Genomic DNA, 23,740 nt, shown 5'->3' with positions numbered 1-23,740 from the left:
ACATAAATAGGAGCTGATATGACCGCCTTAATCCCTTTTTATAATCCGAACATCAGTTATGAAGATAATTATGCTCAAGGACCTTTTGGACTTTTTGCTGAATTAGACAAAGCAGAACAAGTGCCGACTAAACAAACTAAATTTTTAAATGTTAATGTTAATCTACCTTTTGGTCAGCCTGCTGGACCTTTATTAAATGCTAACTATATTAAAGCCGCTTTTGCTTATGGATTCGATTTATGTGTATATAAAACGGTCAGAACAAAATTCCATAAATGCCATCCTCTACCAAATGTTTTATCTGTACATCCTAAAGGAAAATTATCAAGCAATCTTGATACTGTTTTAGCTGATACTAATTATCAACAACCTTTATCGATTACTAACTCCTTTGGTGTTCCCTCTTTTGCACCAGATATTTGGCAACCTGACATGGCTGATGCGGTAAATTCAGCGGGACAAGGTCAATGCGTTATTGGTAGTTTTCAAGGTACACAAGGCCAAGGTGAAATCGAAAAAGATTATGCTTTAGCTGCAAAACTAGTAAGAGAAACCAATGCACCAATACTTGAAGCAAACTTAAGTTGCCCAAATGAAGGGGCAAGTAAATTATTGTGCTTTGATGTTGATAGAGTTGAGCGTATCGTTAATGAAATTAAAACAGCAGTACCAGATCGCCCACTTATTTTAAAATTAGCCTACTTCCCTGATGATGAAAGAATTATTTCTTTATTAACGCGTATTGGTTCTATTATCGACGGTTTAAGTACAATTAACACGCTATCAGCTAAACCGGTTGATGCCAAAGGGCATCCTGCTTTAGGTGATAATCGAAAAGAAGGTGGAATATGTGGTGATGCGATTCGTTGGGCTGGTTTAGATATGGTGAGTCGTTTAGCTAAATATCGTAAACAGATGGATTTAAAATTCAGCATCATTGGCGTTGGTGGGGTTAGCAATAGTGAACATTATAATGAGTTGTTAAACGTTGGAGCTGATGCAGTAATGAGTGCTACAGGTGCTATGTGGAATCCTTTATTAGCAATCGAAATTAAAAAGAGCCTGCAAAAATAACCATTAATTTATATATTGTTACAGGGTAACTTGCCCTGTAATTTATTTGCTTTTTGTAAACACTCAGCTTAGCTATTACTTCTTCTTAAAATAATAATAACCAAAAACAAGGTGAGCTAAAAAGACTATCGCTAAGATAATTCTGACATGTAATGAATTAAAAATAATAAATGGTATGAGCAAAACGATAAATACCATTATTAACATTTTGAGTAGGCTTGATTTAGTGACTTGCTTTTCAATAAGCATCTTTTGGATATAAATTTGATAATAACGACTTTTAGTAAAATAGTGATAAAGACGCTCAGAACTATTAAGCCATAAATAGGCAGTTAATAAATAAAAAGGTACTGTTGGTAGAAGAGGAACAAAAATTCCAACTGTCCCTAACGCAAAAGTAATTCCACCACCGATGATAAATAACCATTTTTTTAACATTGAAATATAGCTCTATTTCGACTTAATATTGATTAATAGAATGGATAATAAGTAGATATAGTATAATCAGATAATAAATAAGGACCAAAACAAGATTGAATTGGCGGAACGGACGGGGCTCGAACCCGCGACCCCCTGCGTGACAGGCAGGTATTCTAACCAACTGAACTACCGCTCCGCTTTTTAGCTGTCTTTAATGCTACAACATTAAAGTAGGCGTGATGTTAAAGATAAATTTCATTTTCGTCAATAATAATTTGCAAATTAATGTTTAATTGCATATAAAACCATCATTATTGCGAGTTCCATAACGCCCCACCACTTTTTTTGTCAATTTTTTCTAAAATAGCTTTATGTTGGCCAAGCTCATCATCAGACGCTTTAATCACTTTTAAACGATTACCATTACGATCTATTTTCTTAACAGCATTAGCATCAGTAGAAGATGAAAGATGATCATCACTACTAAATGATAAGGTGGTTTGCCCCCCTGTCATTGCAAGATAGACTTCTGCTAAAATCTCGGCATCAAGTAAAGCTCCGTGCAGTGTTCTATGAGAATTATCAATTTGATAACGTTCACAAAGCACATCTAAATTATTACGTTTTCCCGGAAACAAACGTCTTGCCATTGCTAAGGTATCGGTAATAATACAATGTTCTGCTGTTTTGAAATTTAAACCACAAAGGCGAAATTCGTAATCCATAAAGCCAACATCAAACGAAGCATTATGAATAACTAACTCAGCACCATCTATAAACTTGATAAAATCATGAGCAATATTTTTAAATATAGGTTTGTCTTTTACAAATTCATCACTAATACCATGAACTTTGAAGGCTTCTTCATCAATTAAACGTTCGGGATTAATATAGACATGAAAATGATTACCTGTTAATCGTCGATTAACAATTTCAACGGCACCAATTTCAATAATCTTATGTCCTTCATAATGGTTATTGCCTTCTTGATTCATACCAGTGGTTTCTGTATCTAATACAATTTGGCGATTACAATTAGTTATCACGTTATTCTCTTTTTGTTTATCAGTAATTGGGGAATGATCAAAATAATGGTATAGTTTAGCACTAAACGCTTCTAATGTTGATACCCAATAGTTTTAGGTGGTTAAACCATTTATAGTAACAAACACTCATTTTTGCTTTATCTTTAGCAGATAGATAACAATTAATATCATTTTAAAAAGATTATTAACATGCTCAAAAAAATAGAAATTTATACTGATGGTTCTTGCTTAGGCAACCCTGGCCCTGGTGGTTATGCCGCAATTTTAAAATATAAACAAACAGAAAAAACCCTATCAAAAGGTTTTTATAAAACAACAAATAACCGTATGGAATTACTTGCAGCAATTGTTGCCTTAGAAGAGCTAAAACAACCTTGTTTAATAGAATTATATTCAGACAGTCAATATTTGCGTAACGGCATTTTAAACTGGATCCATACTTGGAAAAAAAATGGTTGGAAAACAGCTAATAAAAAACCAGTAAAAAATGTAGATCTTTGGACTCGACTAGATTCACTTGTTCAAACGCATAAAATTGAATGGATTTGGGTAAAAGGTCATGCTGGGCATGTTGAAAATGAACGTTGTGATGTGATTGCAAAAACTATGGCTGAAAATCCAACTATGCATGACACACTATTTGAACAATCTGCTGGTGACTAAGTGTTATTTAACTAAAAATATAGTGATAATATTTAATCAATTTTGTTGAAAGGAGTTAGGTCAAATGTTTCAATTGCATATTATTCCGGCATTAGCAGATAACTATATCTGGTTGCTTGAAAATGCCCATAGGCAAGTGATTATAGTTGATCCGGGTGATGGCAAACCTGTTATTAACTATCTAAACCAGCACCAACTCTCCCCTCTTGCAATTTTACTCACCCATCACCATATTGATCACCTTGGTGGTGTTAAATTACTGCAAGACTATTATGCTGATATAGCCATTTATGGGCCAAGTGAGATTAATTTACCTTTAATATCACTATCTAATAAGCACACAATTACCATTGCTGATTTTAAATTTGATATATTACAAGTACCAGGCCATACTTTAGGGCATTTAGCCTATTACTGTGCGCCTTATCTTTTTTGTGGTGATACGTTATTTTCGGCCGGATGTGGACGAGTTTTCGAGCAGCATTATCAGCAAATGTTAGATTCACTCAATAAATTAAAAAAGTTACCGGATAACACATTAATTTGTGCAGGTCATGAGTATACTTTATCGAATTTAAAATTCGCCAAACACATGGTACCGGAAGACAAAAATATTACGCAATATTTAAATTATATTTCAAATAAAACAATAACTTTACCTTCAACATTGTTGAATGAAAGACAAATTAATTTATTTTTGAGATGTAATGAAAAAAACTTACAAAGTAAATTCAATTTTAACAATGAGTTAGAATTGTTTACTTTTTTTAGGAGCCAAAAAGACAATTTTTAGGTATAATACTCAACTTAAATTCATGTTAAAACTTGTAAACTAATGAAAAAGTTAATAATTTTTACTGTGTTATGTTCTTTTTTAGGTGCATGTCAAAATCACGGAGCTCGCTATAATAGCACTTATAAAAAGCACAACTCTAAATCAATAATGACAACGAGTATCAAAAGTGGTGGTGTAAATTACTCATCAGTGACTCAAAATCCTTGGCAATTTATGTTAGCGCAAATTAATGTTAATGTGCCAGAAAATAGTCGAATTAAAGCCGAAAGAGAACGTCTATTACGAAATCCGCAAGGATTTGAAACTATCGCACTACGTTCTGAACCTTATGTATACTATATTATCAACCAGTTACGTAAAAATAATTTACCGGTTGAGTTGGCATTAATTCCTTTAATTGAAAGTTCATACGATCCAATGGCAACATCCCCTGCTCAAGCTGCGGGATTATGGCAATTTGTACCGATTACAGCCAAAGAATATGGATTAAAGCAAAGCAATTACTTTGATGGTCGCCGTGATTTGATTGCATCAACTAATTCAGCTATATCACTATTACAAAACCTTAATAGCAAATTTAATGGCGATTGGTTATTAACTCTTGCTGCTTATAATGCGGGTGAAGGTCGAGTTAGAAAAGCAATTGAAAAAAATCAAGCTAAAGGTTTACCAATCAATTATTGGTCTTTAGATTTACCTAGTGAAACCATGCACTATGTGCCTAAGATTTTAGCCATCATTGATATTGTAAAAAATAATCAACAATATGGTATTAAATTACCCGATTGTAATTATGAAAATTCTTTAGTGCGAATCGATATGTCTAAAAATATTTCATTGGCTAAAATTGCCCAATATACTGGGTTATCACTCAATGATTTAATGACATATAATGCTGGGTATGTACAACAAACGGTAAATGGTCCTTTCCATTTACTTGTTCCTTATGTTCATGCTGAAGATCTATTTAAAAAATTACAAGCAGAGAATTTGGTTGCAAATGAAATAACTGAACTATTACAAGACGTACCGCATGCCACAATGCCATTTGAAGTGAAATCTTCAACAATCAAGTATAGTTCAACAAATAATAGAACAGTTAATTCTATTTTAGGTAAAAATGGTAATAGCAGTAAAAAAATTACCTATCTTGTTAAAGCTGGTGATAATCTTTACTCAATCGCACAAAACTATCGTGTAAAAATTACCGATATACTTGAGTGGAATAAGTTAAAAAATTCGCGAGTAAAAGAAGGCGATATTTTAACCATTAACCTTGCTAATGCAAACCCAATCTAAAATTCACTAATAGAGGATTATGATCGGATGCAGTTGTACTAATAATTTCAGCTGCATCAAGTTGTAATCCTCGATAAAAAATAAAATCTAACGGTCTCCCCATAAATGTTTTTCGAATATCGATAGAAAAATTAACCGGTTTTAATCCTATAGAACGAATCAGATGATATAAAAGATTTAAACGTTGTCGACTCCACGCGTTAAAATCCCCAGCCAAAATGACCGGTCCATGATGTTCTTTAATACGATTTAATAAGATGAACATTTGTTGACGATAAACTTTTACCCCCAAACTAAAATTAATCGCATGTATATTGGCGACCAATAATTGTTCTAAAGAGTGCTCAATCGGGTAATAGGTAATTAATGCTGACTTGGGTACTCTAATTAACGGCTCTCTCTCTTTAAAAGATAATAAGGCAGAAGGTAAACTATCAGTTATGGTCATAACGCCTGCATAGATATCATTTAAACAATAAGCCGGCACATGATCAGCTATTTTATTATGCTTTGAAATAAAATTTAATAATTGTGGTGTGGTTTGGGCCTCTTGTAATAAGATCAGTTTGGTACTTTTTGCATATTGCTCCAAAATTTGAATACAATCCGCCCTTTTTTGCTTGAAAATATTCCAAACTAAAACTGAAAAAGAGTCTTGGTCAATCAAAGGTTGATTTACGATGATATGATGATTTGGTAAAATCAATTCAACATCATTATTTCCTTGATATCTTAATGTATAATCACGATTTTTAAACATACTAAACGGTCATTTTTGTTTCAAATAATCATCAAATGATAATGTATCACTTTGCTCTTTCTTTTGCTGTTTTTCAATAGATAAAACACGTTGTTGAACAAAATCACCATCGGTTAATAATGATAATGGTTCAGTTATAAGTTGTTTTTTATATTGAGTTGCAAGTACTAAACCAAATTCAGACGTACCTAAATCACTAATAGCCTGTAAGGTTCTTGCTGAAAGTGTTAGCTCTGGTTGATCAAACATCAATTCTAATCGTTCGCAAACTTTACGATATTGCTGTTGATCATCTTTATGATCTAAAACATCAGCAACGCGCAGTAAGTCTTTAAATAAATCATGACCAACTTTAGAAAGCGGTTCATGATAACTATCACACCCCATACCAATTTCAAGTCCAGGTTTTCGCCCTTCTATGACAACACGATTCCAGTTTAATTTTGCACATTCAAGCTCTTGGCTACTCATTTCTGGTGCGGGTGCTAAGGCACACCATATTAAAAATAGATCGATAAAACGAATTTGTTCTTCAGTAATACCGATTGGTGAGAATGGATTTACATCTAAGGCTCTAACTTCAATATATTCTATTCCACCACGTAATAAAGCATCTGATGGGGTTTCACCAGCCCTAGGTACACGTTTTGGTCGAATTGGCGCATAGAATTCATTCTCTATCTGTAATACATGATCATTCAATTGACGATAGTGACCGTCAACTTTGATACCTAATTTTGCAAATTCTGGGGATTTAGTTTGGGTAGCTCGTTTTAATCCTTCGGCATAGGTCTCAAGATGATTAAAAGTAATACCTAATTGTTTTTGAGCATTATTGGTATACCCTATATCACTCAATCTTAATGAGGTCGCATAAGGTAAATAGCAATTACCATTGGTTTGTTCAATAAACGCTTTGGCTTTTTTAGGATCTTGAATGAAAGAAGAACACATAGAGGGAGATGCACCAAACAAAAAAGGAATGACCCAACCAAAACGATAATAATTACGAATTAATCTAAAATAACCTTCAGAAATTACCGCTTTACCTTCTTCACTATTTTTAACACCATCACGAGCTTGCCAAAAAGCCATTGGTAATGAAAAATTATAATGCACGCCAGATATGGTTTGCATCATCGCGCCATAGCGATTTTTTAAACCTTCTCGATACGTTGTTTTGAAGCGTCCTTCATTTGATTTACCATATTGCGCTAAAATAATGTCATCTTCATTTGCGACAAAGCACGGCATGCTTAAAGGCCACATCATTTCATCACCAATACTAACACTAGCGTAACGATGTAAATCACGTAAAAACGTTAGCATATAATCGATGTTGGTATTAACTGGCGTAATAAATTCCAGCATCGATTCGGCAAAATCTGTTGTGATCCATGGATGAGTTAAAGCAGATCCAATTTTATTAGGGAATGGGGTCTTAGATAGTGTACCATCAGGTAAAATACGCAACGTCTCACGTTCAACACCACGTTGAATACCTTGTAAAATAGTATAATGTTTTTCTAACCAGTTAAGTGCTTTAGAAACATCAGGAATCATAGTTGACTGCTTCCTTAATCATATTTTAATTAATATCATATTAACACAATTTGCCTTATGCTAAATGCAATTTTAATATTATTAAAATCATTAAATAAGCTTTTATAGAGTTAATAGGCAAAAACAGTAACATTTATTAAGCAGAGCGCCGATTCCAATAATCAAACTGTTAATGTAAAGATGTTGATAGATAGAAAATATAATGCAACGTTATTATTTGATTATGAATTGAGTAGACTTTATTAGCCTACTCAATTTTAACTATTTTTAATACTGAATCTTGATTTTACTTTTATTGTTGTGCTTTTTGATTAGCAAGGTAGCTTTCATCAACTGGCGTTATCGCTTTGGTTTGATGATTGTAAATAAATGTTCGGCCAAAACCAATCACCACGCGACCCACTGTTGGTGTGATTTTGTATAAATTGAAATCATTCATTTCAGCCAACATATAAACCATTTTACTAACTCGCTTAGCCAAATTATCAATAATTTGTTCAAACACCTCTGAACCTCGTTCAATCACTTTAGCTGTCGCTTGTGATGTTATACGCCTACGAGCATAAATGTTTTTAGTGTTTGTTTCATCTTCAATGATTAAAAACGATATATTAGGATTTGTTTTAATATTTTGACTATGAGGCGCCAAATTAGAGATTAGAATATAGTAATCATTACCATCAAAAAAGTAAGGTGAATAACTGGTTTCAATACCAGTATCTTGATTTATTGTCGATAATATCAAGGTCAAAACAGACTCATGTAAACTATTTAAAGTATTATGTACAAGATCATTTGTGGACTCAGCCATAGAAAAACTCCTTTTTATTTAAATTTAATCTTCAAGTTATTTTTATTGTCATATGTTATAAAATTAATTGATAACAATGATTAAAATAATTTGAGACATCTGTATGTGAAATAATAATAAAGCTACTTGTGGGTAACTTACGTTGTAATAATTGTAATAGTTGTTGTTCTGATTTTTTATCGAGAGCATTGGTTGTTTCGTCCATAAATACCCAGTCAGGTTTTTGCATCAAGATTCTAGCGATCACTAAACGCTGCTTTTCACCACCAGATAGCTTGTTAAAATCATAATCAAGTAATTGATTTTCGATATTTTCTGACGTAAAACCAACTTCTAATAAAAGTTCTTTAATATGTGTTAAATTTTTTTCGAGTAAAGGATTAGGATAGCTAACTGCATGGGCTAATCCACCTATTGGAAAATAAGGTGTCTGAGATAAAAAGAGTATATTTGATGCGGGTAATTGTACTGTTCCTTCATAATAAGGATAAATGCCAGCTAATATTTTTAGAAGTGTCGATTTTCCCAATCCAGATACGCCAGACAAAATTACAGATTCACCTTGATTTAGCTGAAAAGTTGGGCACTTAAGTATAACTTTACCCTGAGGGGTTTTTATGATCAAGTTGTTAACGTGTAGAGTAGTTATCATCTCTTCAGGTTGATGGGATTGACGATGTATTTCCGTGATAGATTGCGTATATTTGATAAATTGACACAAACGGTGACTACAAGCAATCAGTTCAGCCAGTTTATTATAATTAAAAATAAACCAAGATAAATTAACCACAACATTACTAAAAGTTTTGCTAATTTGCATTAATGAACCTAAACTGACTTTGCCAATCAAATAAATCGGTAATGCAAAAAAAGTAGGAATTTGAAGTACCGTCAAATTATAAGGTCTAGTGAAACAGCCTAATCGTAATTGACGCTTGATTAATTGATACCAATTGTTTTTTATTTTATCAAAATATTGATTTAAAATTTGTTTTTCAACATTTTCACCTTTTAATAAAGCAATAGGTTCTTTCGATTCTCGAAACCGTGTTAAAGCAAAACGATAATTGGCTTCTTTATGTTGTTGTTCAACTAAGAGTGTTTTTAAAGGACTCCCCAACCAATGAGCAAGGCATGAGCAAAATAATACATATATCGGTGCTAACCAAATCAGATAATGAGAAATACTGATATTGATATCGACAATATTGAAAGCTAATACAAAGCTATCGGTAATTTGCCATAATAAGATAAAATATGAAAAAAGTCCTATCAACTGTGTAATAAATGAAAACCCTTCATTGGTTAATTTCTCAACAAACAGCTGACAATCTTCAGCTATCCTTTGATCTGGATTATCGATTTCACCCTGTTTATTATTAAGATACCAATAAGCTCTGTTATCAATCCAATAATCTAAAATTTTATTATTCAGTACATTACGCCAAGTTATAGTCAAAACTTTTTTTAAATAATCAGCAATAAGATAAGTCATTGCCCCTAAAAAAGTTAATAAAATAAAAACCATTATTTGATTTAATACACCCTGCATATCATACTTTTCTAATGCATTATAAAAATTTTTATTCCAACTTATCATTTCGAGACTGATTTTTATTAGAATAATGTTCAAGCTAATGACAATAAATGCATAACCAAATCCCAACTTACCTTGTTTTGTATTGCAACATAACTTAATGAGCAAAAAAATATTTTTTAAGGTTTGCAAAATCTTTACTCTCTATACTGCCTATTACTTATCAATATGATCAATTCTTTAAACAAAAATTGATCATTAATTAGATTTAAATTTTTTAAAAACTAACTGCTATATCAAAACCAAACGTTCTTCCCGGTGCGGTTTGCAATTCCAATGGATTGGTTGCTTTTACATTATCTTTCGGATCTTTATAATAAGTACTGAACATCGGCCATTTAAAATAACGTTTATCGAAGATATTTAAGACTGAGGCTCTAAGTGTTATATTTTTATTAGGATGCCAATTAAAATATGCATCATAAATGGCATATCCTTGAGGTTTAAATACGTCGCCTGCTGTCTCGTCATCTTTTGATACATGGCTAACCGCTTTAGAAAACGTGCTCACAATCTCGGTATCAAAATTGAGTTCAGGTTGATGCCATTTAATACCAAGATTACCTTGTAAAGGCATCGCTTCGTTAAAGTAAGATTTTTTCTCGCCAGGTGAAGATTGCTTTTTACCATACTGATAAGAGGCTGAAGCATTCAAAGACCAATTCTCTAAAAAACGCCACTCAGCAGATGACTCAAGCCCCCACAGATTAACGTTAGATAAATTTTTGTAGGTATAATCTTTAGGTCCAACCTGAATAAAATTTTTAATATAATTACTATAATTGGCTTTAAATACACCAAAACTAAACCAGCCTTCTGAAAAATCACCGCGTAAACCTGTCTCATACGATTTTACTTTTTCGGGTTTTAAATTCGGATTAGGAATCAAATTCATTGATGCCGAAGGCAATGAGGTATATAGCTGTTGCGCCGTAGGCATTTTAAAACCTTCAGCATAACGAGCATAAATTGAATATTGTTCAGTTATGGAAAAAAGTGTACCAAGTTGTGGGATTAAACGATGTGAAGTCAATTTACGAGGCTCTTTGTCTTTAATCACCACATAATAATCATCAATATTGGGTTTGATTTCATAATTGGCATAACGTAACCCCGGTTTGATTTTAAAACGTTCAGTAAATAAATGAAATTCATCTTGAAGATAAACATCAGCTCGACGGGTTTTTGCATTTGCAAAGTTAAATCCGCCACCAATTGTTTTTACACCATTTTTAGTGCTCTCATTACGATAATGGCTACGGGTTATATCACCTTGAAAACCATAAACTAAATCATGCGCTGTATCTAAAAAATCAAAGCTAGAATTTAATTGTAAATCAAACTGTAAAAACTTCTCTTTATAATCATTAGTAGTATAAGTATAGATAGGTTTATTTTTCTTATCTCTTTGTTCACGGTGAGATTTTAAATATCGCTCTTGGGGTGAATAAGAAATTACTGTTTTTATTTGATCAACAAAATTCACCGATGGTGACCACGTATCATCAATGGCATAACGTTTTCGTGTTTGTATTTGGGTACGTTTATAGTCACCATTGAATGTTCCTGATGACTGCAAACCATAATCATACAACTGTTTTACATAAGAGTTTGAACGAAAATTTTCAAAAGTTAATTTTGTTTCGCGATTATCATTATGGTAAACCAACTTAGATAACATATTTTCTGCTTTAGCATCTAATGGATTAAGTTTATTACATCCGATGGCCTCATCCCCTCTTGGGCAACCCCAAATTCCCCCATTGGCTTTAGCTTTTTTTAACTTAGCTTCTTGATAATCACGCCGACTAAAACTTAGTAAAGCTTCCAAATTTGGCATTAATTCGAAAGCAAGCATACCCGTTTTAGTATTTTGTTTATTTAAACTATCATAAGCACCATTAATCTTTACCGCATAAGATTTATTCTGCAATAAATCACTTGGATCTAACGTTTTAAAAGCAACCACTCCGCCTAACGCATCAGCCCCCCACAGTACAGAGCCCGGACCTCGAACAATTTCAACCGCTTTTATTGTTGATAAATCGATAAAATTACGGTTGCCATCTTGTAATCCTTCTATCACTCTTGCACCATCAACTTGCATTTGTATGCGGTTACCTGTCATGCCTCGAATTCTAATTCCGCCTAAATTACCAAAAGGATCAGTCCCTGAGGTTTGTCTACTGACAGAAATTCCGGGAAGATAGCGAACAAGATCTTCCATTGTTGACATTTGATGATCATCAATATTTTTTTTATTAATAACATCAACTGTTTCGGGAATGGCCAATTTTGCTTTTTTTTGTCGACTAGCTGTTACAGTAATGGTATCTAAATCATCATTTTCAGCATAAACCTGAAATGGCATTGAAGCAGCCAAAATAGTTAACAATACTTTATTTACTTTCATCCTGTTTTAAAAATCCTATTTATATGAACTGTATTAACTATTGCTCCAATATTTGATAATTATCATGTTTTATTTTTAATGTAACAAATTTGATTAAACCGATCAATGATAATAATTACCATTTACATATGATAATGATTATCATGATTAATAGTGTATTAATTATATTCAACTAAATTAGTAAATTATGTATAAATTAATTGATACAAAATAAAATAGAATTATTAATGAATAATAAAAACAATCATTTATTATTCATTAATAGAAGTGATGAAGCAAAATTAACCAACGCTGACAATTATTGGTTAACTTTATGAATAAGACGCTTAATCAGTAATTATTGGTAATTAATCTTTTTTTTGTAATAAGACCAATATTTCCATATGAGAGGTATGTGGAAACATATCAAATAATTGAGTTTTTAAGATCTTATAGTTAGATAATTCATTTAAATCATTTACTAATGACGTCAAATGACAACTCGAATATAAAATGTAATTTGGCTCAACCTGTTCTAAATATTGCATAAGCGTTTTACCTGCCCCACGTCGGGGAGGATTGAGCAACACTAAGTCAGGAATATCGTGCTGAGTAATGGCATATTGAGTTGCATCGAGTGATTTAAAAGTTAAATGTTTAAAACCAAGTTTTTTTGCAGATTTATTGGCACATTCAATTGCATCACTGCTGATTTCAATTCCTGTTAACTTGATATCATTGCAAATAGTATTATCAATATTTGTCACACAACTTAACCCAAAACCACCTACCCCACAAAAAAGGTCCCAAATAGAGCTAATCGGTAAATTAGTGACCCAGTCACTTGCGGTTTTATACAGATTTTCAGCAACATAGGTATTAGTTTGAAAAAAACTTTTCGATTTTATATAGAGTTCAATATTATTTAATTTTATTGGTAAATATGGATTATCAGTAATAACCAATTCTTGTTCACCTTCTAAAATTGCGGCATGATTAGGTTGAATATTAATTGATACTACTTGTAAATTTTGTATGTAACTTTGCAACTGACTTATTGTATTTTTAATTTGTTCAACAAATTTTGATGATTTTAGGACAAATCGCAACATATAACTGTTTTGATTGTTGCTAGCACTTTCAGTAATAATAATGAATTTCAATTCACCTTTTCGTTTATTAATATTATAAGGAACTATCCCTTGTTTACGAATATAGCTACGTACGATTTTAAGAATGCTTTGCATGCTATCACTGTAAAGTGGGCAATCGCATAAATCAACAGCTTGTTCGTTGTGTTGTATACCTAAGATTGGCTTTTCAACTGTTCCAAGTACTGCCATTTTTGCTTTATTACGAAACCCTTTTTGTTCACTGGCAAAAGGCGCTTTTAATTCTAAAGGTTGAAAAGGTGTTAATTGTTTAATCAATTGTTGTTGTTTTTCATCAAGTTGTGTTTGATAAGGCCGTTCAATCCATGGACAAGATAAACACTTTTTTTGCTGATAATAGCGACATTGCATGATGATAAAACCTATTTTTTTAATGTATATTTTATTTATAATTTTTATGAGTGAGAATCTATATTCAATTTTATACTAAAACATTAGCTTTACCTTAATTTTTTTACCAAACATTTCAATATTTTTCGATTCATTGTAAATATACTAATAGCTATGATTTGACGAAATACCGGTATATGATAGGATAATGCCGTTAATATTATAGGAACTAATTAATGTCTATCAAGTTAAAAACTCCCGATGAAATCGAAAAAATGCGTATAGCAGGTAAACTTGCCGCTGAAGTATTAGAAATAGTTGAACCTTATGTTAAACCCGGTATAAGTACAGGTGAACTTGACCAAATTTGTTATGAGCACATTGTTAATGTGCAAAAAGCAATTCCTGCCAATATTGGTTATTGTGGCTATAAACATACTAGTTGTATTTCAATCAATGATGTAGTTTGTCATGGCATTCCAAGTTTCGAAAAAAAAATTAAGGATGGTGATATTCTTAACATTGATGTAACTGTCATTAAAGATGGTTATCATGGCGATACTTCACGAATGTATATTGCGGGTAAACCAACAATTGCCGGTGAAAAATTATGTCAAGTCACTCAAGACAGCTTATATGAAGCAATAAAAATTATTAAACCAGGTATTCGTTTAAAAGAAATCGGTAAAACGATTCAAAAATATGTCGAGAAATTCGGCTTTTCATCAGTTAGAGAATATTGTGGTCATGGTATTGGTAATGTCTATCATGATGAACCACAGGTATTACATTATGATGCTGACGATGGTGGAGTGATTTTAAAACCGGGAATGACCTTCACTATCGAGCCAATGGTAAATACCGGCGATTGGCGTACTCGCACAATGAAAGATGGTTGGACAGTTAAAACTAAAGATCATGGTCTTTCTGCGCAATATGAACATACTATTTTAGTTACCGATAACGGCGTTGAAGTGTTAACCTTACGCAAAGATGAAAACTTTCCTCGCATTATTGAACACTAAATAAAAAAGATTCAACAATGATACAATTGTTGAATCTTTCATTACTTATCATTTTTAGTAAACCGCCATTTTTATTCTCAGTCTATTGTTTAACTAACCAATACCAAACAATTCACTTTATTAATTAGTTATACTGCTAACAATTAAAATCAATAAAACAATAGATGGCGATAAACATTGATCTTTTTCGATACACTTTATCTATTAATATAATAATGTATAAAGTTTACGTCGATAAGCACTTGCCAGAGGATTACTGGTACCAAGAGCCGCTAATAGATCCAGCAATGTTTTTTTCACTTGCCCATCTCCAGCATTAAGATCTTTGGTCAGCGGTTGATATAATAGTTCTAACGCTTCTTCATGACGCCCTACCTGCATTAATTGAGAAGACAATTGGATCATTAATTCTATATTATCGGGATGCTGAGCTAATTGCGCTTGCAACAATTGTAATTCAGGTGAATTAGCTGCTTGTTCGAGTAGTTCTATTTCTGCTTGTAAACCATGAAAAGTGGAATCTTGATCTTGCAATGGAATGGTACTTAGTACCTCTTTTGCTTCACTTAATTGTTTGAGTTCTATTTGCGATTTAGCGAGCATTAATGCAATATCAGATCTTGGCTTACCTAGATGATCGGTCAAGGCTTTCCAAGCTTGCCTTAACAAAGGTAAAGCTTGTTCGTATTTAGCTTCATTAAATAATGATTGTGCTTCAATTAACTTTAATTCATCTTCATTTGGTAATACCTTAGCTAAAAAATCCCTAATCACTTGTTCTGATTGTGGTCCTTGAAAACCATCTACAGGTTGACCGTTTTGAAATAGATAGACTGTTGGTATTGCTCTTAAACCAAATTGAGCCGCTAGCATTTGCTGTTCATCACAATTTACACTAGCTAATATAAATTGCCCATTAAGTTCATTAGCTAATTTTGTTAATGTTTGTGTCATTGTTTCGTATTCTGGGCTTCGTGCAGACCAAAAGTAAAATAATACCGGTGATAGCGATGACTTTTCGATAATTGCTTGAATATTCTGTTCATTCACATCAAAAATAAATTGGTTTTGCATAAATGTTTCCTAAATTTTTTGGCTTATTATTTATTAGATAAAATTTTATCCATTAATCTATCGGGAAGCAAACGTTTAGCGATAGCAGCAAGTTTAGTGACTTTTGTTACCCTGTAACGAATTTTTGGTTTATCACTCTCTAATGCATGATATAAATAAGGTAACACAGCTTCAGGAAGAAGCGTAAATCGTTTGGCAATAGGTGGATTTTCTATAGTATTATTTTTTTCAGTTTGATTAACATTACTGGAAAAATAGGTTTTTAAGGGCCCTGGTTCGATTAAACAAACTTTAATATTGGTTTTATATAATTCTAGTCTTAATACATCTGACCATGCTTCTAACGCATATTTACTTGCAGAATAAGCGCCTCGACCAGGGGTTGCTACGATGCCCACAATAGAGCTTGTCTGAATAATTCGGCCTTCATTTTGTTCAAGCATTGCAGGAAGCAGTAATTGGGTTAATTGATGAACACCAAAAAAATTAGTTGAAAATTGAGCTTCTAATTGTTCACGATTAATGGTATTTAACCGACCATAAACACCAAAACCTGCATTATTGAATAATGCATATAATTTACCGTCAGTTAATGTTAATACCTCATTTGCTGCCTGTTTAACTGATTCAGGATCATCTAAATCAAGTAACACTGTTTCAAACCCTTGCTCAATAAGTTTTTTTTGGTCAGACACTTTACGACACGAAGCAATAACGCGATATCCACGTTTTTTCAAGGCAATCGCTGAAATTAAACCAATACCACTAGAACAACCGGTAATAAATATTGTTCGCAAATTTTGTCACTCCCTTGTAATGATATATTGTCAAGTTAATCCTCTGCAATTATGATAGCACATCTAAATTTAAGTTAGTTAATCAAAGCTAAGAGGACTAAATGAAAATCGCTATTATTGCCGCAATGGAAGAAGAAGTTGCTATATTAAAAACTAAAATCAGTCACTATCGTGTAGAAAACCATTTAGGTTATGATTTTCATTTAGGTCAAATTGCCGGTTGTGACATTGTATTGCTTCAATCTGGTATCGGTAAAGTTGCAGCAGCATCGGGCACAACGTTGTTATTGAATAATTACAACGTTGATGCCGTCATTAATACGGGTTCAGCAGGAGGATTATCGTCTAAACTTAAAATTGGTGATATTGTTGTGTCACAGGATGTCTTTTATCACGATGTTGATTTAACGGCTTTTGGATACCTACCAGGACAAATGTCTGGCTGCCCTGTCACCTTTGAATCTGCTGAAAAATATCAATTACTCGCTAAAAACTGCATAAAACAACATGGCGTCAATGCAATTGTAGGATCGATTGGTAGTGGCGATGCATTTATTAATGGTAAAAACCATTTAGATAGAATCAAACAAACCTTTCCTGACGCAATTGCTGTTGAAATGGAAGCTGCAGCAATTGGTCATGTATGTTGGCTTTTTAAGGTGCCGTTTGTTGTGGTGCGAGCAATTTCCGATAATGGTGATAATGAATCAGCAATTGATTTTCAATCATTTTTAACCGTTGCCTCTGCACAATCATCGTTAATTGTAGAGTCAATGTTGAGTGAACTTGCGTGAGTTACCTTTTTTGGTTTGACCTTTTAGGCACTATTGTATTTGCTATTTCTGGTGTTTTGTTAGCAGCAAAAAAAGAGATGGATCCAATTGGTGCACTTGTTTTAGCTGTTATTACAGCCATTGGAGGCGGAACTATTCGAGATATGGTGTTAAATCATGGACCGATTTTTTGGATAACTGACTCAACAGATTTATACGTTGCTATTATCGCCTCACTAATAACCATGTTGTTGTTGCGTTATTCATCAACCCTAACTATTCCTAAATGGTTATTTTCGGTATTAGATGCAATTGGTCTTGCTGTATTTGTCGGTATTGGGGTAAACAAAGCTATTGACTCTCAAGTCAATAGCCTAATTGCAGTGTGTATGGGCGTTATGACAGGTGTTGGTGGTGGAATTATACGAGATGTACTTGCCAGAGATATTCCTATGGTTTTTAGAACCGACATCTACGCAACTGCCTGCATAATTGGTGGAACAACCCATGTCATTGCTTATAACGGACTTAATTTACCGTTAGAGATATCCACCCTGCTCGGTATTTCAGTGACACTTACCATTCGCCTATTAGCGATTTATCGTAATTTAACATTACCTATAGTTGGATTAAAAAAATAATCGTCATCACAATACTATTGAACTTTTACTGCTCATTAGCGATATATTTTTCAAATAAAGGTTTTCGCCAACCAGATAAAATGTCAGGCAAAGCAGCGGTGTTATCTATTTGCCATTTAACATACTGATTGATTAATCGCCTTGATAATAACAAATCTTGATTTAACCCAGTATGCTCAGCAATATCTTGCGCTGCTTGTTTTAATTTATCTGCTATATTTTTGTAATTAGGATAAGAGTTAACTCGACGAATAGGAGGAATGTCTGGAATAGGCTCTAATAAAATAGCTAAAATAGCCTGTCCATATAACCGTATTTCCTTGCCATTCATACCTAATTTATCAAGTTCAGCCAAGGAGCTTGGCGAATAACGCGCTATTTTAAATAGTGTTTCTTCATTCACGACAAAATTTAAAGCGATATCGTTTTGTTTAGCGGTATTATAACGATAACGAGCCAGTTTATATAATTGACCTAAACTTTTACCCTTTAATTGCCAACTGTTTTTAATATTAAGATAAGCATCATCTGGATTGATAATTTCGCACTTACGCTTAATTACGGTTTGGCATTCTTGATAAGCTGCCGTTAAATAACCTTGTTTCGTTAATTGCGTTTTGAGCAAATTCATCAAAGGGAAAAGATATAAAACATCATTAATAGCATAGTCACATTGTTTTTCAGTTAACGGGCGTTTTAACCAATCTGTACGCGTTTCACTTTTATCTAATTCAACATTTAAATATTTGTTAACTAAGCTTGCATAACCACTACTTATTGGATTATCCAAAAAAGAAGCGAATATTTGGCTATCAATAATTGGCGTTGGCAAGCAACCAAAAAAGTGTAAAAAGACTTCAATATCTTCACTGCAAGAATGAAAATATTTTTCAATAGTAGGATTATTTAAGATAGCTAAAAAAGCCTGCCAATCAGTAATTGCTAGCGGATCAATCAGGGCAGCATATTCACCATTAAACACTTGCAACAACCCTAAATGTGGATAAAAAGTCCGAGTGCGTACAAATTCTGTATCCAAAGCAATTGCATTGCTATTGGCAATTTTTACGCAGTATTGATTTAACTGCGCATTATTGGTAATAAATTGATATGACAAGGTCAGTTTCCTAATTAGTTTAGTTAGAGCTTGATGCTGGTTGTTTAGCAAAATCGATATCGATAACTGCAATTTCAGAATGCGTCATTAAACGAATTGGCGGTCCCCAAAGACCATAACCACTACTCACAATACTAACAAAAGGTTTCTCATTATCTTGATAGATGCCATGGGCATTTTTATACATTGCCGCAACGAGCAAATTAATAGGAAACACTTGTCCATCATGAGTATGACCTGAAATCATTAAATCCACCCCTAACGAAGCAGGTTCAACTAAATCTTTCGGTTGATGATCTAATAAAATAACTGGGCTTTGCGTGTCAGTAAACATCATCAAGTCAGATAAAGAAGCCCGTTTTACATCATATAACGCAGATGAAAAATCATCGCGCCCAATCAGGCTAATACCGACGTCATCCAGATAAACTATATCATCTTTTAACACTTTCATATTCGCTTGTTGAAAGGCATTAATGATATCTTGTTCACGATTATTCGGTTCCTTTGTACCTAAATATTCGTGATTACCGAAAATGATATATGTGCCATATTTTGATTTGAGTTGCTGAAATTGTTTGTAAAAATCTTGCTCAATAAATGGTTTTAAGCGTTTATCTAATGTATCACCAGTAATAACAATAAAATCGGCATTCAAACTATTCACTTTATCAACCATTTGTTGAATCATTCTATGCGTAGTTAATTCATTGATATGAATATCTGAAAGCTGAACAATACGTAAATGATCAACATTAGCCGGTTTATTAATTTTGACTTGATAATTAACAATTTTAGATTCGATAGCCATCTCATGGCCATAACAAAATAGTGAGAGAACACAAATGATATAGATAATTTTGGTCGCTAAATTGGAGCTAAATTTATTTTTAATAAGTTTATGCACAATATCAAACAATAAAGTGACAAAAATAGCGCAGATAATTAAACCAAAAGTAACATTCGCCAATAGAGGCAGCCAATAAGTAGACAAACTCTCAAATATCTTAGAAAGTACTAAAGATAAACTCGCGATACCAACAAAAAACCAATAAGCAATTTTATATACACCACGTGGATGACATTTAAACCAAAATTGCCAACGTTTACCTAAATAGATAGCGATCAGAATGCTAACAACTATGGCAATAAGCGCAATAAAACTCATAATTACCCGAACAATTGAACCTAAAAAATGGTATGATAGCAGAATTAAAATCTATAGTACCAATAACTTTTATGGATATCAAAAAAGACCAATTATTTTCGACACCCATTGAAAAATTAGGCGATTGGACATTTGATGAAAAAGTCGCCGAAGTTTTTCCCGATATGGTGCAACGTTCGGTTCCTGGTTATTCTAATATTATTTCCATGATTGGCATGTTAGCAGAAAGATTCGTTCAACCAAATTCAACAGTTTATGATTTGGGGTGCTCTTTAGGTGCAGCTACTCTGTCTATTCGACGTAATATCAATCATGCTAATTGTCGTATTATTGCAGTGGATAATTCCGAACCCATGGTTGAACGTTGTAAACGACACATCGAAGCATACAAAGCTAAAGTTCCTGTTGAAGTCATCTGTGATGATATTTGCAATATTACTATGCAAAATGCATCAATGGTGGTACTTAATTTTACCTTACAATTTTTAACCCCAGAAAACCGTCAACGTGTTTTAAATAATATCTATCAAGCATTAAAACCTAATGGTATTTTAGTTCTTTCTGAAAAATTTAGTTTTAGTGATCCAACTATTGATGAATTACTCTTCAATATGCATCATGATTTTAAACGTGCAAATGGCTATAGCGAACTTGAAATTAGTCAAAAACGAAACATGTTAGAAAATGTGATGCTGACCGATTCGATCAAAACGCATAAAAAACGCCTATCTCAGGCAGGATTTAATCATATTGATACTTGGTTCCAGTGCTTTAATTTTGGATCTATTATCGCAATCAAATAAAGTATAAATGCAAACACAGATAACAAGGAATAACACATGATCGACTTTGGTGATTTTTACCAGATAATCGCAAAAAGTAAACTGAGTCGTTGGCTTGAAGTTTTACCGGCACAATTAGCAAATTGGCAAAAACAAAACATTGATAATCGCTTTAATCAATGGCTCAACAGTATTAAGCATCTACCGTCTATCACGCCTTATCAAATTGATTTATTGCATAGTGTCACAGCAAAAACCAAAGAACCATTAACTAATGGCGAACAATTACGGATTACGCAGTTATTAAAAACCATGATACCTTGGCGTAAAGGACCTTTTAATTTATATGATATTTATATTGATACCGAGTGGCGTTCAGATTGGAAATGGCAACGATTAATCAATCATATCGATAACTTAGAAGGTAAAACAGTTTTAGATGTCGGTTGCAATAGTGGTTATCATTTATGGCGTATGATTGGTGCTGGAGCAAAATTGGCTGTGGGCATTGATCCAATGGCGCTTTATTTATGCCAATTTGAAGCAATCCGTAAATTATTAGGTAACGACCAGCGAGCCCACCTATTACCACTTGGTATTGAAGAGTTACCCAAACTAAAGGCTTTTGATACCGTATTTTCAATGGGCGTTTTATATCATCGTCGCTCCCCACTTGATCATCTCTGTCAGTTAAAAGATCAACTGACTGATGGAGGACAATTAGTATTAGAGACACTGGTCATTGATGGTGAGCTACATCAAGCATTAATGCCCGGTGAACGTTATGCTCAGATGCGTAATGTTTATTTCATTCCATCAGTACCAACCATGATTAACTGGCTCAATAAATGTGGTTTTACAGAGGTTAAGCTTGTTGATATTTCGACCACTAGTTTGGATGAACAACGTAAAACAGAATGGATGCCATCTGATTCACTGGCTGATTTTTTAGATCCCAATGACATAACCAAAACCTTAGAAGGATATCCTGCCCCTATGCGAGCAGTATTTATTGCTAAAAACTAGTCTACAAACCAATAGTAGACATAAATAGTGATGATGAGTGTTAATTAAAATGTGTCTTTAGTGTCTTTAAATTCACTAATTAATCGACAATAACTAATAATTGGCACAATAAATAATTCGCAATAATGCGGTAATAGTAATTGCCTAACTGCGATCTTTTGCTTCACCGAGTAGTAATAAATGAATATTGTGAATGATATTACAATAAATGATTTATAACTTGAAAAATTAGTCCTTGATGAGCAGTTAGTCAATCCTTGTTTAAACCTATTAAATAGGTAGATTTGGCGTAAATCAATACACTAGCAGCCAGTTGGGCTTTTATGAAGAATAGGATGTGTTATCAATAAATACTTTATCTTCGGATAAGACTTTTACAAAATATGGCATTATCTTATAAAAGCTTATCCAATAGAGATTAGCTTAAAGCATTATTGACTAGAGTATTACTGACAAATTTCTTTAATCGATAGTGTCGCTGGCACGTTGCGATCATCAGAATACTGAAAACGAAATAAGAAACGAATATCATAAAAACTCAAGACATTGACAACATCTTGCTTATTACAAAATTCATCTTTAAGCTGAACTCTAAAATAATCAGAAAGATCCTGTACTGGCAAGGTTTGGCTATCTGCGGGAATTTTATACTCAAATACAATGTTATTACTATTTGCGGTAATATTGGTTAGTTCTGTACCATCTGCCGTCTTATATGGAAACTTACCTTTTTCACCTAAAATCGATTTTTTTGCGCTATTAACAATGGCCGAACTTACTTTAGATACTGGCGGTAATTCATCGCAATAAGCCGATGAAAACATCAATAATCCAATCAATATCACTGCTGATTTCGCTAATTTTTTCATTGCGCTATCCCTTATTATATTATTTAATCTTACCCGATAAAAAATGCTCATTCACTATTTTTAGTAAGTGTTCTATTAACTGCTGATTATTATCAATATATTCTATTCATTAATATATTCGATGATTATCTTACACAAAATTTTTTATAAAAAAAGTATTTAATTAACTTACCCTATTTTTATTGTGCAATTGATCTTAATAAGATATCTAATGATAGAAATTTGCTTAAATCAATTTTCTTTAATTTATAAATATATTCAATATGTTAATATATACAGTATAGCTAAACGTTCATCTCTATCAAGCTGGAATAAGACTACAAAGTTAAATAAAATAACACGCTAGGTGATTATTAATCAATTCTATTATAACTAAGCTAATATCATAAAAATGAAGAAAAAGTTAGCAAAATAGATAGCTAGTCCAAATTAAATGAATTAGATTATTTGCCTTATTTAAATGATTGATAATATTCAACTCATCTAACATCAATTAAGTAAAAAGCAAATTTGAAATTGACTAGCTAGCAAAAGAATTAAATATG

22 protein-coding genes and 1 tRNA gene are annotated in these 23,740 nt (G+C 32.8%); 9 read left to right on the top strand and 14 right to left on the bottom strand.

Annotated elements, in window-relative coordinates; genetic code table 11:
* Positions 1-18: 18 nt before the first annotated feature.
* The gene (locus A9G03_RS00520) at positions 19-1,074 is read left to right on the top strand and encodes a dihydroorotate oxidase (RefSeq protein ID WP_065633090.1); all 1,056 of its coding nucleotides are present in this window, start codon (positions 19-21) and stop codon (positions 1,072-1,074) included.
* A 75-nt stretch (positions 1,075-1,149) separates the two neighbouring features.
* On the opposite strand, the gene A9G03_RS00515 is transcribed toward A9G03_RS00520, so the two are convergent.
* The 3 genes from A9G03_RS00515 to dnaQ form a co-directional block, all read right to left on the bottom strand.
* On the bottom strand, positions 1,150-1,512 hold the full coding sequence (locus A9G03_RS00515) for a YbaN family protein (protein ID WP_065798113.1): 363 nt from the start codon (positions 1,510-1,512) through the stop codon (positions 1,150-1,152).
* 101 nt (positions 1,513-1,613) lie between these two features.
* A tRNA-Asp gene (locus tag A9G03_RS00510) sits at positions 1,614-1,690 on the bottom strand.
* A 115-nt stretch (positions 1,691-1,805) separates the two neighbouring features.
* Positions 1,806-2,540: a DNA polymerase III subunit epsilon gene (dnaQ, locus tag A9G03_RS00505; RefSeq protein ID WP_255307620.1), complete on the bottom strand. Its 735-nt coding sequence runs from the start codon at positions 2,538-2,540 to the stop codon at positions 1,806-1,808.
* Positions 2,541-2,729: 189 nt separating this feature from the next.
* On the opposite strand from dnaQ, the gene rnhA reads away from it, so the two are divergent.
* From rnhA to A9G03_RS00490, 3 genes are all read left to right on the top strand, one after another.
* A complete protein-coding gene (rnhA, locus tag A9G03_RS00500; RefSeq protein WP_065633092.1) occupies positions 2,730-3,203 on the top strand; it encodes a ribonuclease HI in 474 nt (157 codons plus the stop codon).
* Positions 3,204-3,267: 64 nt separating this feature from the next.
* Positions 3,268-3,996, top strand: a complete 729-nt coding sequence (gene gloB, locus A9G03_RS00495; RefSeq protein WP_065798112.1) for a hydroxyacylglutathione hydrolase — start codon at positions 3,268-3,270, stop codon at positions 3,994-3,996.
* Between the two features lie 42 nt (positions 3,997-4,038).
* Positions 4,039-5,298 carry a transglycosylase SLT domain-containing protein gene (locus tag A9G03_RS00490; RefSeq protein WP_081297428.1) on the top strand — a complete coding sequence of 420 codons (1,260 nt, stop codon included), beginning with the start codon at positions 4,039-4,041 and terminating at the stop codon, positions 5,296-5,298.
* Here A9G03_RS00490 and A9G03_RS00485 read toward each other — a convergent pair.
* The 6 genes from A9G03_RS00485 to rlmC all read right to left on the bottom strand — a co-directional run bounded on the left by A9G03_RS00485 (position 5,279) and on the right by rlmC (position 13,944).
* Positions 5,279-6,058 (bottom strand): endonuclease/exonuclease/phosphatase family protein, encoded by a 780-nt coding sequence (locus tag A9G03_RS00485; protein ID WP_065633095.1) that lies wholly within the window; start codon positions 6,056-6,058, stop codon positions 5,279-5,281. The two genes, A9G03_RS00490 and A9G03_RS00485, sit on opposite strands and share 20 nt — an antisense overlap.
* Before the next feature lie 9 nt (positions 6,059-6,067).
* Positions 6,068-7,621, bottom strand: coding sequence for a glutamate--cysteine ligase (gene gshA / locus A9G03_RS00480; RefSeq protein ID WP_065633096.1), 1,554 nt, complete (start codon positions 7,619-7,621; stop codon positions 6,068-6,070).
* A 292-nt stretch (positions 7,622-7,913) separates the two neighbouring features.
* Entirely contained in the window at positions 7,914-8,432 is a 519-nt protein-coding gene (locus tag A9G03_RS00475; protein WP_065798111.1) for a HugZ family pyridoxamine 5'-phosphate oxidase, read from the bottom strand.
* 55 nt (positions 8,433-8,487) lie between these two features.
* Entirely contained in the window at positions 8,488-10,098 is a 1,611-nt protein-coding gene (locus A9G03_RS00470; RefSeq protein ID WP_335340455.1) for an ABC transporter ATP-binding protein/permease, read from the bottom strand.
* A 148-nt stretch (positions 10,099-10,246) separates the two neighbouring features.
* A complete protein-coding gene (locus A9G03_RS00465) occupies positions 10,247-12,442 on the bottom strand; it encodes a TonB-dependent hemoglobin/transferrin/lactoferrin family receptor (protein WP_065633099.1) in 2,196 nt (731 codons plus the stop codon).
* Between the two features lie 347 nt (positions 12,443-12,789).
* The gene (gene rlmC, locus A9G03_RS00460) at positions 12,790-13,944 is read right to left on the bottom strand and encodes a 23S rRNA (uracil(747)-C(5))-methyltransferase RlmC (protein WP_065798109.1); all 1,155 of its coding nucleotides are present in this window, start codon (positions 13,942-13,944) and stop codon (positions 12,790-12,792) included.
* 215 nt (positions 13,945-14,159) lie between these two features.
* Here rlmC and map point away from each other — a divergent pair, with 215 nt between their 5' ends.
* The gene (gene map, locus A9G03_RS00455) at positions 14,160-14,948 is read left to right on the top strand and encodes a type I methionyl aminopeptidase (RefSeq protein WP_065798108.1); all 789 of its coding nucleotides are present in this window, start codon (positions 14,160-14,162) and stop codon (positions 14,946-14,948) included.
* Between the two features lie 204 nt (positions 14,949-15,152).
* Here the strand turns inward: map and A9G03_RS00450 are convergent, their stop codons facing one another.
* The gene (locus A9G03_RS00450; protein ID WP_065634176.1) at positions 15,153-16,022 is read right to left on the bottom strand and encodes a co-chaperone YbbN; all 870 of its coding nucleotides are present in this window, start codon (positions 16,020-16,022) and stop codon (positions 15,153-15,155) included.
* Between the two features lie 26 nt (positions 16,023-16,048).
* Entirely contained in the window at positions 16,049-16,819 is a 771-nt protein-coding gene (locus tag A9G03_RS00445) for an SDR family oxidoreductase (RefSeq protein ID WP_065798107.1), read from the bottom strand.
* Positions 16,820-16,920: 101 nt separating this feature from the next.
* Here A9G03_RS00445 and A9G03_RS00440 point away from each other — a divergent pair, with 101 nt between their 5' ends.
* Positions 16,921-17,613, top strand: coding sequence for a 5'-methylthioadenosine/adenosylhomocysteine nucleosidase (locus A9G03_RS00440; protein ID WP_065798106.1), 693 nt, complete (start codon positions 16,921-16,923; stop codon positions 17,611-17,613).
* Positions 17,610-18,233, top strand: coding sequence for a TRIC cation channel family protein (locus A9G03_RS00435; protein ID WP_065634173.1), 624 nt, complete (start codon positions 17,610-17,612; stop codon positions 18,231-18,233). The genes A9G03_RS00440 and A9G03_RS00435 overlap by 4 nt, the downstream gene beginning before the upstream one ends.
* Before the next feature lie 25 nt (positions 18,234-18,258).
* Here the strand turns inward: A9G03_RS00435 and rnd are convergent, their stop codons facing one another.
* Positions 18,259-19,350, bottom strand: a complete 1,092-nt coding sequence (gene rnd / locus A9G03_RS00430) for a ribonuclease D (RefSeq protein ID WP_065634172.1) — start codon at positions 19,348-19,350, stop codon at positions 18,259-18,261.
* 19 nt (positions 19,351-19,369) lie between these two features.
* On the bottom strand, positions 19,370-20,518 hold the full coding sequence (locus tag A9G03_RS00425; protein WP_065798105.1) for a metallophosphoesterase: 1,149 nt from the start codon (positions 20,516-20,518) through the stop codon (positions 19,370-19,372).
* A gap of 71 nt (positions 20,519-20,589) precedes the next feature.
* Here A9G03_RS00425 and cmoA point away from each other — a divergent pair, with 71 nt between their 5' ends.
* Entirely contained in the window at positions 20,590-21,321 is a 732-nt protein-coding gene (gene cmoA / locus A9G03_RS00420; RefSeq protein ID WP_065634170.1) for a carboxy-S-adenosyl-L-methionine synthase CmoA, read from the top strand.
* A gap of 36 nt (positions 21,322-21,357) precedes the next feature.
* Positions 21,358-22,326, top strand: coding sequence for a tRNA 5-methoxyuridine(34)/uridine 5-oxyacetic acid(34) synthase CmoB (gene cmoB, locus A9G03_RS00415; RefSeq protein WP_065798104.1), 969 nt, complete (start codon positions 21,358-21,360; stop codon positions 22,324-22,326).
* Positions 22,327-22,772: 446 nt separating this feature from the next.
* Here the strand turns inward: cmoB and A9G03_RS00410 are convergent, their stop codons facing one another.
* Positions 22,773-23,195, bottom strand: a complete 423-nt coding sequence (locus A9G03_RS00410; protein WP_065634168.1) for a hypothetical protein — start codon at positions 23,193-23,195, stop codon at positions 22,773-22,775.
* Positions 23,196-23,740 lie beyond the last annotated feature (545 nt).

Origin of the sequence: Gilliamella sp. wkB171, assembly GCF_001693755.1 — a bacterium.
Lineage (GTDB): Bacteria > Pseudomonadota > Gammaproteobacteria > Enterobacterales > Orbaceae > Gilliamella > Gilliamella apicola_F.
The sequence above is the reverse complement of the archived record's forward strand: the minus strand, read 5'-3'. Positions and strand labels throughout refer to the sequence as shown.